We start from the raw sequence: 13,549 nt of genomic DNA on the forward strand, positions 1-13,549 counted from the left end.
GAGAAACGGATCAGTCCGGGAAAGCGAGCTTGGGCAGGTAGAGCACGATCTGCGGAAAGGTCGTGATGATGAAGACGGCGACATTGAGCAGAAGAAAGAACGGCAGCGCCGCCTTTGCAATCGTCCAGGTGTCCTTTCCGCTCATGTTCTGCAGCACGAACAGGTTGAAGCCGACCGGCGGGGTGATCTGCGCCATCTCGACATGGATGACGAGATAGACGCCGAACCAGACGAGGTCGAAGCCGGCCTCCTTGACCATCGGCAGGACGATGACCGCCGTCAGCACGATCATCGAGATGCCGTCGATCAGGCAGCCGAGGATGATGTACATCACCGTCAGTGCCAGCACGAGCATGTGCGTCGAGAGTTCCATGCCCTTGACCCATTCGGCCAGGGCCATCGGAATGCCGGTATAGGCCATCGCGGCGGTGCAGAAGGCGGCTCCGGCCAGGATCAGCATGATCATGCAGGTGAGCCGGGTGGCGCTCATGATGCTCTCGAAGAGCGTCTTCCAGGTCAGCGTCCCGCTCCACCAGGCGAGGAAAAGGGCGCCGGATACGCCCCAGGCCGCGCATTCGGTCGCCGTCGCGAAGCCCAGGATGAGCGCCAGGAACACCGCCGCGATCAGGAGAAGACAGGGCATCAGCTTGGCGGACTGCCGCAGCTTCTCGAAGAACGGCAGCGCGGGGTCGCGCGGCGGCGTCTTGTCCGGGTTGAGCAGCGACCAGATGATGACGTAGCCCATATAGAGCGCCATGATCAGCAGGCCGGGCAGGAAGCCGCCGAGGAAGACCTGCAGCACCGAGACGTTGGCGGTGACGGCGTAGACCACCATCGGGATCGACGGCGGGATCAGCAGGCCGAGCGTGCCGGAGCCGGCGAGGGTGCCGAGGCTCAGCTTCTCGTCATAGCCCCGCTTCTTCAGCTCCGGCAGCGAGATCTTGCCGATCGTCGCGACGGTCGCGGCCGAGGATCCGGAGACCGCGGCAAAGATACCGCAGCCGATGATGTTGGTGTGGATCAGGCGTCCCGGCAGCCATTGCAGCCAGGGCGACAGCCCCTGGAACATCTGTTCGGAGAGGCGCGTCCGGAACAGGATTTCGCCCATCCAGATGAAGAGCGGCAGCGCCGTCAGCGTCCAGCCGCTGGCGGAACTCCACACCGTGGTCGCGAGCACCTGGCCGATCGGCACGTCGGTGACGAGCCACATCGCCAGGAGGCCGACGAGGCCGAGGCCGACCGCGATCCAGACGCCGCTGGCGAGAACGAGGACGAGGAAGCCCAGCAGGACGAGCGCGAGAACGGGAAGGCTCATGGTTCAGACGCCTCCGCCCTGAGCGACGCGCTCCACCAACTCTTCCACGGATTTCGGCGGATCGGGTTCATAGGTGGGGCGTCCCGTCCGCAGCACGATGATGAATTCGTCGAGGATGGCGATCAGCAACGTTCCAAGTCCCAGAACGAGCGAGAGCTGCGGCATCCAGAGCGGCACCGAGACGACACCGGTGGACATGTCGAAATACTGCCAGGAGTCGTAGGCGAGCTTGCCGGTCTGCCAGGTGAAGAAGCCAATGAAGAGCGCCGCCACGGTGAGCGAAAACAGTTCCGCCGCTTGCCGGGCCCGCCCGTGCAGGCGCTCGATCAGGAGCCCCACCCGGATCATCTCGCCCCTCTTGAAGGTATGCGCCAGGCCGAAAAAGGCCATCGCCGCGAAAGCCCAGCCGGCGAAGTCATCGCCGGAAGGGACGTTGAAGTTGATGTCGCGACCGACCGACAGCAGCATCATCAGGCCGAAGATTACGATCAGGAAAACGCCGGCGATATATCCCGCCGTCAGATAGAGCAGGTCGAGGGCCCGGCGGATCATCGCGGCGCCCCTCGGCGGATGACGCAACGCGCCTTCGCGGTTGCCAGGAGAGTTCCCGTCATTGCATCCTCCGCTCGCGACCGCTGGCCCCTCGCCCTTTTTCGGTCACAATCGTGATCGTACCGCCCGAATCCAGCTTGTCAACAACACATCGACAATTTATCGATGAAACGTCAGCGACGCTGCCTGGTCGCCGAACGGGAGGATGTGGGATGTCGTCGCGCTGGGACTTCTGGATCGATCGGGGCGGCACCTTCACGGATGTGATCGGCCGCGATCCCTCAGGCAAACTTCACGCCAGGAAGCTGCTCTCGGAAAATCCCGGCGCCTATCGCGACGCGGCGGTGCAGGGAATCCGCGACCATCTCGGCCTGAAGGCGGGCGAGGCGATCCCGGCCGGGCTGGTCGGCGAGGTCCGCATGGGCACGACGGTGGCGACGAACGCCCTGCTCGAGCGCAAGGGCGACCGGACGCTGCTGGTGACGACCAAGGGGTTTCGCGACGCGCTGCGGATCGGCTACCAGGCGCGGCCGGACATCTTCGCCAAGGAGATCATCAAGCCCGAGCAGCTCTACGAGGCGGTGGTCGAGATCGACGAGCGCGTGCTCGCCGACGGCGTGATCGAGCACGTGCCCGACGAGGCGGCGATCCGCGCGGCGTTGCAGGCGCAGTTCGACGCCGGCTTCCGTGCGGTGGCGGTCGCTTTCATGCATGCCTATCGCTATCCGGCCCATGAGCAGGTCGCGGCCAGGATCGCCCGCGAGATCGGCTTCCCGCAGGTCTCGGTCAGCCATGAGGTCTCGCCGCTGATCAAGCTGGTCGGCCGTGGCGACACCACCGTGGTCGATGCCTATCTCTCGCCGATCCTCGGCCGCTATGTGCAGCAGGTTTCGGAGGAACTCAACCTCGCCCGCACCGGCGCGCGGCTGATGTTCATGATGTCCTCGGGCGGGCTCACCGCCGCCGAACTCTTCCAGGGCAAGGATGCGATCCTGTCCGGCCCGGCCGGCGGCGTCGTTGGCCTCGCCGAGACCGGGCGCTCGGCCGGCTTCGACAAGGTCATCGGCTTCGACATGGGCGGCACCTCGACCGATGTCGCCCATTTCGACGGCGAATATGAGCGCGCCTTCGAGACGGAGGTGGCGGGCGTTCGGATGCGCGCGCCGATGATGCTGATCCACACGGTTGCGGCCGGTGGCGGCTCGATCCTGCATTATGACGGCGCGCGCTTCCGCGTCGGGCCGGATTCGGCCGGCGCCAATCCGGGCCCGGCCGCCTATCGCCGCGGCGGGCCGCTCGCGGTGACCGACGCCAACGTCATGGTCGGCAAGCTGATCCCGGACTATTTTCCGCCGATCTTCGGCGAGAAGCGCGACCAGCCGCTCGATGTCGAGGCTGTCAGGGCGAAGTTCGCGGCGCTGGCCGCGCAGGTCGGGGACGGGCGCTCGCCTGAGCAGGTCGCCGACGGTTTCATCCAGATCGCGGTCGCCAACATGGCCGAGGCGATCAAGAAGATCTCGGTCCAGCGCGGCTATGACATCACCCGCTATGCGCTGAACTCGTTTGGCGGCGCCGGCGGGCAGCATGCCTGCCTCGTGGCCGACGCGCTCGGCATCAAGACCGTGCTGCTGCACCCGTTCTCCGGCCTGCTCTCGGCCTATGGCATGGGCCTGGCCGAAATCCGCTCGACGCGCACGGCGGCGCTCGACGTGCCGCTCGACGGCGCCGCCCAGGCGGCGGTCGAGGCAGCCGCAGCCGGGCTCGCGTCCGAGACCCGGGCCGAGGTGTCGGGCCAAGGCGTGCCCGACGGCGACATCGCGATCCTGACCCGCGCCCATGTCCGCTATGCCGGCACCGACACCGCGATTGCCGTTGCGGCCGGGACGCCCGACGCGATGAAGGCGGCGTTCCAGGCCGCCCACAAGGCCCGCTTCGGCTTCATGGACGAGGCCAAGGCACTGGTGATCGAGGCGGTCGAGGTCGAGGCGATCGGCGGCGGCGCCAAGTTCGAGGAGGCTTCCGCGCCCGAAACCGCGGGCGAGCCCGCTGTGGCCGAGACGACGCGCGTCTTCTCCAAGGCGCAGTGGCACGAGGCGCAAATCGTCCGGCGCGAGGCGATGCAGCCCGGCCAGGGCGTCTCGGGGCCGGCCATCATCATCGAGCCGAACCAGACCGTCGTGGTCGAGGAGGGCTGGAGCGCCAGGCTCACGGCCAAGGACCATCTCGTGCTGGTGCGCTCCAAGGCGCTGGTCCAGAACGCCGCGATCGGCACGAAGGCCGATCCGGTGATGCTGGAGATCTTCAACAACCTGTTCATGTCGATCGCCGAGCAGATGGGCGTGACGCTTCAGAACACCGCGTATTCGGTGAACATCAAGGAGCGGCTCGACTTCTCCTGCGCGGTCTTCGACCAGAGCGCGGCGCTGGTGGCCAACGCGCCGCATATGCCGGTGCATCTGGGCTCGATGGACAAGTCCGTCGAGACCGTCATCAAGAACAACCCGGTCATCCGCCCAGGCGACGTCTACTGCCTGAACGCCCCCTATAATGGCGGCACGCATCTGCCCGACATCACGGTCTGCACGCCGGTCTTCGACGAGGCGGAAGAGCAGATCCTGTTCTGGGTCGCCAGCCGCGGCCACCATGCCGATGTCGGCGGCACCGCGCCGGGCTCGATGTCACCGCTGGCCACCGTGATCGAGGAGGAAGGCGTCTATATCGACAACTTCAAGATCGTCGATCAGGGCCGCTTCTGCGAGGACGAACTGGTCTCGATCCTGACCGGCGCGCGCTATCCGGTGCGCAACGTCGTGCAGAACGTCAACGACCTGAAAGCGCAGATCGCGGCCAACGCCAAGGGCGTCGCCGAGTTGAAGAAGATGATCGCCTCCTTCGGGCTCGACGTGGTGCAGGCCTATATGGGCCATGTTCAGGACAATGCGGCCGAGAGCGTCGCGCGCTTGCTGACCAAGCTGCACGATGCCGAATTCACCTATCCGATGGACCAGGGCTGCGCGATCAAGGTCAAGATCAGCATCGACCGCGACAAGCGCGAGGCCACCGTCGACTTCACCGGCACCTCGCCGCAGCGGCCCGACAACTTCAACGCGCCGGCGCCTGTGACGCGGGCGGCCGTGCTCTATGTCTTCCGGGTCATGGTCGACGATGCGATCCCGATGAATGCCGGGTGCCTGCGGCCGATCAAGATCGTCATCCCCGAGGGCTCGATGCTCTCGCCGCGCTATCCGGCAGCGGTCGTGGCGGGCAATGTCGAGGTCTCCCAGGCCGTGACGAACACCCTGTTCGGAGCGCTGGAGGCGATGTCGTCCTCTCAAGGGACGATGAACAACCTCACCTTCGGCAATGACGAATACCAGTATTACGAGACGATCTGCTCGGGCTCCCCGGCCGGGCCGGGCTTCCACGGCACGTCGGGCGTGCATGTGCACATGACCAATTCGCGCCTGACCGATCCGGAAATCCTGGAGACGCGCTTTCCGGTGGTGCTGGAGGATTTCCACATCCGCGCCGGCTCGGGCGGGCGCGGCGAGTGGAACGCCGGCGACGGCACCAGCCGCACGATCCGCTTCCGCAAGACGATGGACTGCGCGATCCTGGCCTCGCACCGCAAGGTCCGTCCCTTCGGCGTGAAGGGCGGCGAGCCGGGGCAGCTCGGCACGACGATGGTGCGGCGTCTGTCGGGCGCGGTCGAGGAGCTCAAGCCTTGCGACCAAACGCTGCTCCAGGCCGGCGAGGCGGTGACGGTGATCACGCCGACGGCGGGTGGGTACGGCAAGCCGAAGGGGTAAGCGGCTGCGGCTCGGCAATGCTCAGGCCAGATCGGTCTGAGCAAAATCGCTCCCTTTGTAGAGCAAAGCCGCGCCATGCTCCTTGGCGCAGGCATAGGCGAAGCAATCGCCGAAATTCAGCGCCGCGGGGTTGCCGACGGCGCGGCCGTAGCGCTTGGCCGCTTCGATCGCGGCCTGCCCGATGGCAGGGGTGACGGTCACCTCCGTGGCGCCGATATCGGCGATGAACTGCACGACGCTGCTCTGGGCTGCGGTGATCAGACCGGCATCGAGGACCTTGTGCGAATCCCGCGCCTTCTTCGCCGCCAGAGAGATGACCGCTTCGAAAACGCCGGGCGGCGACACGAGAAAAGGGCGCGGCGATGCCTCCAGCCCCGCCAGCAGATGCTCGCGGTCGCTCTCACGCCCGAGAATGGCGACGATCACGGAGGCGTCGAGATAGGTCATGTTTCCCACATCTCGTCGGTGAACGCCTTCATGTCGAAATCGCTCCGACCCGATCCCATCGCATCGGCGATGGCCATGCTTTTGGCGATCCGTTCGCCGAGCGGCCGGGCGGCTTCGAGCCGGCTGATCTCCCGCTCGAGGGCCTGGCGCACGACCTGGGTCTTGGTCGGTGTGCCGGTCAGACGCTGGAGCCTGGTCGCCAGTTCGTCGACCTCGTCATCGCGGATGTAGAGCGGCATGATCCTTCCTCCCGGTTGAATATTCATAGTCTGGAAATAGATATTCATCAAATCATGTCTGGCCTCACTCGCCACCGCTGGGCCGCCCTGCACGGCCGGCGTTCCAAGGGCGCCGCGTCTCGCCTAGAACGGAAGGCTCAACCCGGAGCCACCCCATGCCCCAGACCTGGATGATCACCGGTGCCAATCGCGGCATCGGCCTCGCGCTGACGATGGAACTGCTGCGGCGCGGCGACCATGTCGTGGCGGCGGCGCGCAATCCCTGGGGTGGGGCGCTGGCGGAACTGTCGGCCGCGCATCCGGCCGCGCTGGTGCCGCTCGAACTCGACGTCACCTCCGATGAGAGCGTCGCGGCGGCGAAGGCTGCACTCGACGGCCGGCCGATCGACGTCCTCGTCAACAATGCCGGTATCCACGGCCCGCGCGGCGCCGAGAGCGCCCTCGCGATGGATTTCGACATCTGGCGCGAGGTCTTCGAGGTCAATGTCTACGGGCCGCTGCGGGTTTCGCAGGCCCTCCTGCCGAACATCGAGGCGGGCAGCGGCCGCAAGATCGCCACCATCACCAGCCGCATGGGCTCGATCGGGCTGAACCCCTCGGGTTCGCTGGCCTATCGCTCGTCGAAGGCGGCGGTGAACATGACCATGGTGGTGTTCGGCAATGCGGTGCGCGAGCGCAGCATCGCGCAACTCCTGTTCCATCCCGGCTGGGTCCGCACCGATATGGGCGGCGGCGGGGCCGATATCGCGCCCTCGGAGAGCGCGGCCGGGCTCATCGCGACGATCGATGCGTCTGGGATGGCGCAGACCAACAGCTTCCGGACCTGGCAGGGCGAGACGATTCCCTGGTGACCCTCCGGGCCTGAAGGGCGCAGCCCGTCCGGTTGCCGGGCGAGGAGGCTGGACCAGGCCCCGGCTCTGCAGCACTGTGCGATCGCACGCGCCCGGTCAGTGGCGCGATCGAAGCCGATCGGCTCTGGAGGGAACGGGATGTCGGATCTCGCGGGACTATTCGATGTCGAGATGCTCAAGGCGAAGCTCTATTCGGCGGTGCTCTCGGATGTGCTGGACCAGCTCGGCTCGCCGAACCAGGCGCTGAAGCCCTTCGTCAGGCCTCTCGACGAGGCCAGCATCCTGTGCGGCTTCGCCCGCACCGGCCTCTACATGAAGCGCTATCACTTTCCCGAAGGCCACAATCCCTATGCCCTCGAGATGGACCTGATCGACAGTCTCGCACCGGGCGAGATCGCCGTGCTGGCTTGCGATGGTCCGACGGACCGGATCGCGCCGTGGGGCGAGTTGCTGACCACGGCCTCGATGGTGCGAGGCGCGGCCGGCTGCCTGACCGATGGTCTGGTGCGCGATGTGCGTCGGATCCGCGAGCTGAACTTTCCGCTCTTCCACGGCGGCATCGGCCCGCTCGACACCAAGGGCCGGGCCGAGATGATGGCCAAGGACGAGCCGGTCGAAGTCGCCGGTGCGCGGGTCGAGCCGGGCGATTTCATCTTCGGCGATGCCGATGGGGTCGTCGTGGTGCCCAAGCGCCTGTTTCGGGAGGCGGTGATGCTCGCTCTCTCCAAGATCGAGGCGGAGGACACGACGCGCGATGAACTGCTGGCCGGAGCGAGCCTGCGCGCGGTTTTCGAGCGCCACGGCGTGCTCTAGCGAAGCTCCATGCTCGCTTCGATAACCGGCTAATCTGTTGATTCAATTGATTTTGTCGGTGCCGTTAACGGCTTGTTCGTTCGCAGCTGCGAGATAGGCGCCAGCTTTTGCGATGGTGGCCTGCGACGATGCGTAGACTGGGACTGACGGCCAAGATCACCCTGCTCATTGCCCTCCTGAGTGTCGCCAGCGCGCTCGGCGTGGTCAGCGCGGTGCGGGGGTTCGACGCGGTCCGGCAGATCGACAAGGAGGGGATCGAGAAGCTCGAACTCGCCAACCGTGCGGCACTGCTGACGAACCGTGTCACCTATGCCTCGCTGCTCAGCCGCTTCGAGGAGGGGGCGACCGCACGCGAGATCGAAGCCGTGCTCGACCAACTCGACGGCGCGATCGGGCTGGTCGATTCCGCCCGCGAGAGCCTGATGGCGTCGCTGCCGGCCGCGATGCGGGAGGCCAATCCGACGCTCAACCCGAGCCTCAGGACCTTCATGTCCTTTCAGCGCGATATCGTCGAGATCGGCCGGAGCATCTCCGTCAAGGCGGCGTTGGTGGAGGCGGGAGCCGACGCCGCGCGGGAGAATGTCCGCCAGATCATTGTGACAACGTCGGCGATGCGCGACGAACTCGGGCAGATGGCCCGCGACGCGACCCGGAGGGCGGCCGACCTTTCCGATATCGTCCGCATCCGAACCATCGTGATCGCGCTGCTGCTGCCGCTCGCAGGCGGGTCTGCCGCGTTCCTGCTGCTCGGCGCCCATCTGACGCGGCCTCTGCGCGATCTGATGGCCGCGATCGCGCGCGCCAGCACGTCGAACACGCTGATCGAGGTGCCCCATCAGGGCCGGGCGGACGAGATCGGGCAGCTCGCCCGGACGGTGCGGGCCCTGAGCGAGGTCCGCGCCACGCTGGTGACGCGCGAGGCCGAGGCCGATCTCGCCCAGCAGACCCGCCAGGAGCGGACGCGCGAACTGCACCGGATCGCCGATGAATTCGAGCAGCGGCTCGGCAGGCTGCTCGCGGAGATCGCGGGGTCGAGCGAGATCCTCCGCGTCGCCCTGCAGGATTCGGCAGTGCGCGTGCATCAGGTGTCACGCAGTGCCGAGACCGCCGCCTCGTCGGTCAGCGGTGCCGGCGCGGACGCTCAGGCCAGCACCGAGGCGGCGCTGCGGCTCGAACAGGTGATCGGCCAGATCAACGCCGAAGTCCGCCGGGTCTCGGTGATGGCGACCGCCGCCACGCAGGAGGCCGCCGGGACCAGCGCACTGGTCGAGCGCCTGACCGACAACGCCGCCCAAATCCGTGATGTCGTGGGCATGATCGAGGCGATCGCGCGCCAGACCAATCTGCTGGCCCTGAACGCCACCATCGAGGCGGCCCGCGCCGGGGCCCATGGCCGGGGCTTTGCCGTCGTCGCGAACGAGGTCAAGGAACTGGCGGGCCAGACGGCGGTCGCGACGGGTCAGATCGTCGGCCGGATCTCGCTGGTCGACGAGGCGCTGTCGCATGCGGCCGGCGCGATCTCGGCGATCGCGGCCAGCGTCGGCGCGGTCGAGCAGACCAGCGCCGAGATCTCGACCATGGTCGGGTCGCAGACCGAGCTGCTCGGTTCGCTCGGAGAGACCGTCGCCCGCATCTCGGAGGTCACGGGGACATCGGCCGGCGCGATGTCGGAGATCGCCATCGCCAATGCGCAGAGCGTGGCCCAGGCCGATATGGGCGCGGCGAGTGCCGGGGCGCTCGACGAGCGCATCGGCAGCCTGCAGCGCGAGGCGCTGGATTTCGTGCGCCGCCTGCGCGCGGCCTGAGCGGCCGACGCCTTCGCGCTTGCCATCGCGGCGCGACTCGTCCCCATCTGCGGCATGATTTCCCTTTGCCGCATCGCCGCATGAGCTGGTCCCCGCAACAGGATGCCGCGCTGAGCGCCGTCGCGCGCTGGCTGCAGGCCGGCGAGCCGCAGCTCTTCCGCCTGTTCGGCTATGCCGGCACGGGCAAGACCACGCTGGCGCGCCACATCGCCGAGGCCGTCGACGGCGAGGTCGCCTTTGCCGCCTTCACCGGCAAGGCCGCGCTCGTGCTGCGCAACAAGGGCTGCGTCGGCGCGCAGACGATCCATTCGCTGATCTACCGCTCGCGCGGTGTCGACGAGGAGAGCCCGACCTTCGTGCTCAACCGCGAGAGCGCCGCGGCCAAGGCCAAGCTGATCATCATCGACGAATGCTCGATGGTCGACGAGGATCTCGGCCGCGACCTGCTCTCCTTCGGCACGCCGGTTCTGGTGCTGGGCGACCCGGCGCAGCTTCCTCCCGTCAAGGGCGGCGGCTTCTTCACCGAGGTCGAGCCCGACATCATGCTGACCGAGGTTCACCGCCAGGCCGCCGACAACCCGATCGTGCGGATGTCGATGACCATCCGCGGGGGCGGGCGGCTGGATGTCGGCGACTACGGCCGGAGCCGCGTGATCCGGCGCAGCGAGGTCGATCCGCAACTGGTGATGAGCGCCGACCAGGTCCTCGTCGGCCTGAACAAGACACGGCGCAACTACAATGCCCGCATGCGGCAGATCATGGGCCGCACCGAGACCGTGCCGGTGGCGGGCGAAAAGCTCGTCTGCCTGCGCAACGACAAGAGCAAGGGGCTGCTCAATGGCGGCTCCTGGATCGTGCAGGAGCTCAAGACCTCGAAGAAGGGGCTCGTCACCATGCGGGTGACGCCGGAGGACGATCCCAACGCCAAGCCGGTCAAGGTCTCGGTTCTGCCGAACTTCTTCGACGGGACGGAGGAGGAGATCCCCTGGGAGCTGCGCAAGCACACCGACGAGTTCACCTTCGGCTACGCGCTCACCGTCCACAAGGCGCAAGGATCGCAGTGGAACGACATCGTGCTGTTCGACGAGAGCTTCGCGTTCAGGGAGCACCGGGCGCGGTGGCTCTATACCGGGCTGACGCGGGCAGCGGAGACGATCACCGTGGTGGTTTGAGTTGGATCGCCTGAACCGGCGCGTCATCCTGGGGCGGCCGAAGGTCGGCCCGGGATCCATCATAGCGCGTCGGCGAGCCCGATGATGGATCCCGGCCTCCGCTTCGCTCCGGCCAGGATGACGGTTTAGATCGGGCGCCCGAGCTACAAAGCCTGCGAGGTCGTCCCCTTCGCGACGATCGGCCCCGTCGGCCTCCCCGTCGGCGAGCCGGTGGCCGGTTCGATCGTGATCTCGAAGAGCTGGTTGGTCCCCAGCGGCAGCTGGTCGAGGCGCAGCGGCGTGGTGCGGGCGCGGTCGATCAGGCCGACCGAGCGGGGCCCGACGGCGCGGTCCCAGAGCGTCCAGATCTCCAGGGCCATGCCCGCGGGCACCGCGATGTTCTGCAGCGGCACCATCTCGACGCGGCCGTCGGGATAGGTATTGACGACGGCCGCCGCGACATTGGCGTCCGTCAGCAGCACGGCCACCATCAGCGGCTGGCGTTTGGCGCGGTCGAGCGCACCGTTGAGGCCGATGGCGAGCAGGATCGCGGCGAGGGCGCCGGCAAACGCTGCGCCGCGCCAGATGAACAGGCTGTTCCACCAGTCGCCGAGCGTATTGCCGGCCTTCATCGCCTTGGCGCGGCCGCGTTCGGCGGCGGGCAGGATCGCGGCGATCTCGGCTTCGATGCGCGGCCACAGGCCGGGCGAGGGCGGGATCGGCCGGGCCGTGGCGTCGATGGCCGCGAGGTGGCCGCGCCAGCTTTCGACGCTCGCCGCCAATGCCGGCTCGCGCGCGAGGCGCTGCTCGAGTCGCTCGCGATCGGCGCCTTCGACGAGGCCGAGCACATATTCGCCCGCGAGCGCATCGCGCTCCTGGGCATCGTCGGGGGAGGGGCTCATCCGAGGCACTCCTTCAGGGCGATCAGCGAGCGCCGGATCCAGGATTTCACGCTGCCGATCGGCAGGCCGAGCTTGCCGGCGATTTCGCCATGGGTCAGGCCCTGGACGAAGGCGAGCAGCACGAGCCCGCGCCGCTGTGGCGGCAGTGTCTCCAGGCAGGCGTGCAGCGCCTTGGCGTCGGACAGTTTCGACATCACGGTCTCGGGATCGTCCTCTTCACTGGCCGCCTCCTCGCCGAGCGGGGCATCGCTCGTTTCCGTCCGCTTCTCGTCGCGCAGGATCGAGAGCGAGCGGTTGCGCAGGATCGCATAGATCCAGGTCAGACCGGCACCGCGCTGCGGATCGAAGCGCGCGGCGTGCCGCCAGATCAGGACGAAGGCATCCTGCACCGCTTCCTCGGCCAAGGCGCGACGCTTCAGCAAACGCTGTGCGACACCGATCATACGCGGTGACTCGGCATCATAGATGCGCCGGAGCGCAGATTTATCTCCCGCGGCGCAGGCCAGCAGGGCCGCCTCGATTTCTCCCGCCGTGTGCGTCAACGCGATGTCCCCCACCATCCCCGTTCCATCAGGCGTTCACCCAAGGCCTGATGCCAACCTTGGGTTAAGCGCGCGGTTCCGTCCCGGATGCGGAGTTTGTCTTTATTTTTCAATCTGCATCCATTGCCGGACGTCCTGGATAACCGCTGCGAGTGCCGCGGCCCTGATGGCCGGAGCGGTACCTCTACAGCAATCGGAGGACAACGACATGACCCGGACGCCCCGTCTCAACCACGCCCGCCGCATCGCGCTGATCGCCTCGACCATCCTCGGCGCCTCGTTCGCAGCCTCCCACTCGGCCCAGGCCGCCATGCTCGCCGCGCTCACCGGCGACGACACCCTGACCATGATCGACACCGCCACGCAGAAGGCCGGAAAGTCGATGAAGGTCACCGGCATCGCCGGCAGGATCGCCGGCATCGATGTTCGCCCCGCCGACGGCATGCTCTATGCGCTGTCCACGGACGGCACGATCTACACGGTCGATACCGCCGGCAAGGCGACGATGAAGTCGAAGATGGACAAGGTGCTGTCGGCTTCGACGATGGCCACCGTCGATTTCAACCCGGCGGCAGACCGCCTGCGTGTGATGGGCGCCGACGGCACGAACTATCGCGTCAATGTCGATGACGGAAAGGTCGTGGTCGACGGGACGCTGAAATTCGCCGAGGGCGACATGCACAAGGGCGAGACGCCGATGGTCGTCGCCGGCGCCTACACCAATTCCGTCAAGGGCACCAAGGAGACGACGCTCTACGACATCGACGGCAAGATCGGCGCGTTGCTGAAGCAGGCGCCGCCGAATGACGGCGTGCTCGGCGCGGTCGGCAAGCTCGGCACCATGCCGAAGTCGATCGCCTTCGACATCCAGACCGGCGCGGATGGCGGCAACACCGGCTGGCTGGTCGCCGACGGCGCCCTGCACAAGGTCGATCTGGCCTCCGGCAAGGCGACGATGGTCGGCAAGATCGCCGGCATCAGCGGCGCCGTCCGCGACGTCGCGGTGCTGCAGGCGATGTGACGACGGCCGCCTTTTTCAGCCCCGACAAGGCCACCGCCCCGATCGGGGCGGTGGCTTCATTATTGAGCAATTCGTCGCGTTCTCCGCGTGCTGCGGGCGATC

Annotated in this window: 12 protein-coding genes; 6 read left to right on the plus strand and 6 right to left on the minus strand. The window is 67.2% G+C overall.

Translation table 11 applies throughout. From position 1 onward, the window contains the following. Positions 1 to 10: 10 nt before the first annotated feature. Both SJY11_RS09635 and SJY11_RS09640 read right to left on the minus strand, forming a co-directional pair. A complete protein-coding gene (locus SJY11_RS09635; protein WP_376986367.1) occupies positions 11 to 1,315 on the minus strand; it encodes a TRAP transporter large permease in 1,305 nt (434 codons plus the stop codon). 3 nt (positions 1,316 to 1,318) lie between these two features. Next, positions 1,319 to 1,867 carry a TRAP transporter small permease gene (locus tag SJY11_RS09640; protein WP_376986368.1) on the minus strand — a complete coding sequence of 183 codons (549 nt, stop codon included), beginning with the start codon at positions 1,865 to 1,867 and terminating at the stop codon, positions 1,319 to 1,321. A gap of 212 nt (positions 1,868 to 2,079) precedes the next feature. Between SJY11_RS09640 and SJY11_RS09645 the strand changes: the two genes are divergently transcribed. Then, positions 2,080 to 5,676 (plus strand): hydantoinase B/oxoprolinase family protein, encoded by a 3,597-nt coding sequence (locus tag SJY11_RS09645; protein ID WP_376986369.1) that lies wholly within the window; start codon positions 2,080 to 2,082, stop codon positions 5,674 to 5,676. A gap of 21 nt (positions 5,677 to 5,697) precedes the next feature. Here the strand turns inward: SJY11_RS09645 and SJY11_RS09650 are convergent, their stop codons facing one another. Then, the gene (locus SJY11_RS09650) at positions 5,698 to 6,123 is read right to left on the minus strand and encodes a type II toxin-antitoxin system VapC family toxin (protein ID WP_376986371.1); all 426 of its coding nucleotides are present in this window, start codon (positions 6,121 to 6,123) and stop codon (positions 5,698 to 5,700) included. Next, positions 6,120 to 6,410 (minus strand): type II toxin-antitoxin system VapB family antitoxin, encoded by a 291-nt coding sequence (locus tag SJY11_RS09655; protein WP_376986372.1) that lies wholly within the window; start codon positions 6,408 to 6,410, stop codon positions 6,120 to 6,122. The genes SJY11_RS09650 and SJY11_RS09655 overlap by 4 nt, the downstream gene beginning before the upstream one ends. A 107-nt stretch (positions 6,411 to 6,517) precedes the next feature. Between SJY11_RS09655 and SJY11_RS09660 the strand changes: the two genes are divergently transcribed. The 4 genes from SJY11_RS09660 to SJY11_RS09675 all read left to right on the plus strand — a co-directional run bounded on the left by SJY11_RS09660 (position 6,518) and on the right by SJY11_RS09675 (position 11,003). Further along, positions 6,518 to 7,213, plus strand: a complete 696-nt coding sequence (locus SJY11_RS09660; RefSeq protein ID WP_376986373.1) for an SDR family oxidoreductase — start codon at positions 6,518 to 6,520, stop codon at positions 7,211 to 7,213. Positions 7,214 to 7,351: 138 nt separating this feature from the next. Further along, positions 7,352 to 8,026, plus strand: coding sequence for an RraA family protein (locus SJY11_RS09665; RefSeq protein ID WP_376986374.1), 675 nt, complete (start codon positions 7,352 to 7,354; stop codon positions 8,024 to 8,026). A gap of 128 nt (positions 8,027 to 8,154) precedes the next feature. Next, positions 8,155 to 9,831, plus strand: a complete 1,677-nt coding sequence (locus SJY11_RS09670) for a methyl-accepting chemotaxis protein (RefSeq protein WP_376986375.1) — start codon at positions 8,155 to 8,157, stop codon at positions 9,829 to 9,831. A gap of 80 nt (positions 9,832 to 9,911) precedes the next feature. After that, positions 9,912 to 11,003 carry an ATP-dependent DNA helicase gene (locus SJY11_RS09675; RefSeq protein WP_376986376.1) on the plus strand — a complete coding sequence of 364 codons (1,092 nt, stop codon included), beginning with the start codon at positions 9,912 to 9,914 and terminating at the stop codon, positions 11,001 to 11,003. Between the two features lie 143 nt (positions 11,004 to 11,146). Here SJY11_RS09675 and SJY11_RS09680 read toward each other — a convergent pair whose 3' ends face one another. Together SJY11_RS09680 and SJY11_RS09685 are read right to left on the minus strand one after the other, a co-directional pair. Beyond that, entirely contained in the window at positions 11,147 to 11,884 is a 738-nt protein-coding gene (locus SJY11_RS09680) for an anti-sigma factor (protein ID WP_376986377.1), read from the minus strand. Then, entirely contained in the window at positions 11,881 to 12,327 is a 447-nt protein-coding gene (locus tag SJY11_RS09685; RefSeq protein WP_376986378.1) for a sigma-70 family RNA polymerase sigma factor, read from the minus strand. Before SJY11_RS09685 ends, SJY11_RS09680 begins: the two co-directional genes overlap by 4 nt. 307 nt (positions 12,328 to 12,634) lie before the next feature. Between SJY11_RS09685 and SJY11_RS09690 the strand changes: the two genes are divergently transcribed. After that, entirely contained in the window at positions 12,635 to 13,447 is an 813-nt protein-coding gene (locus tag SJY11_RS09690) for a DUF4394 domain-containing protein (RefSeq protein ID WP_376986379.1), read from the plus strand. Positions 13,448 to 13,549 lie beyond the last annotated feature (102 nt).

Origin of the sequence: Allobosea sp. R86505 (assembly GCF_042466375.1) — a bacterium.
Classification (GTDB): Bacteria; Pseudomonadota; Alphaproteobacteria; order Rhizobiales; family Beijerinckiaceae; genus Allobosea.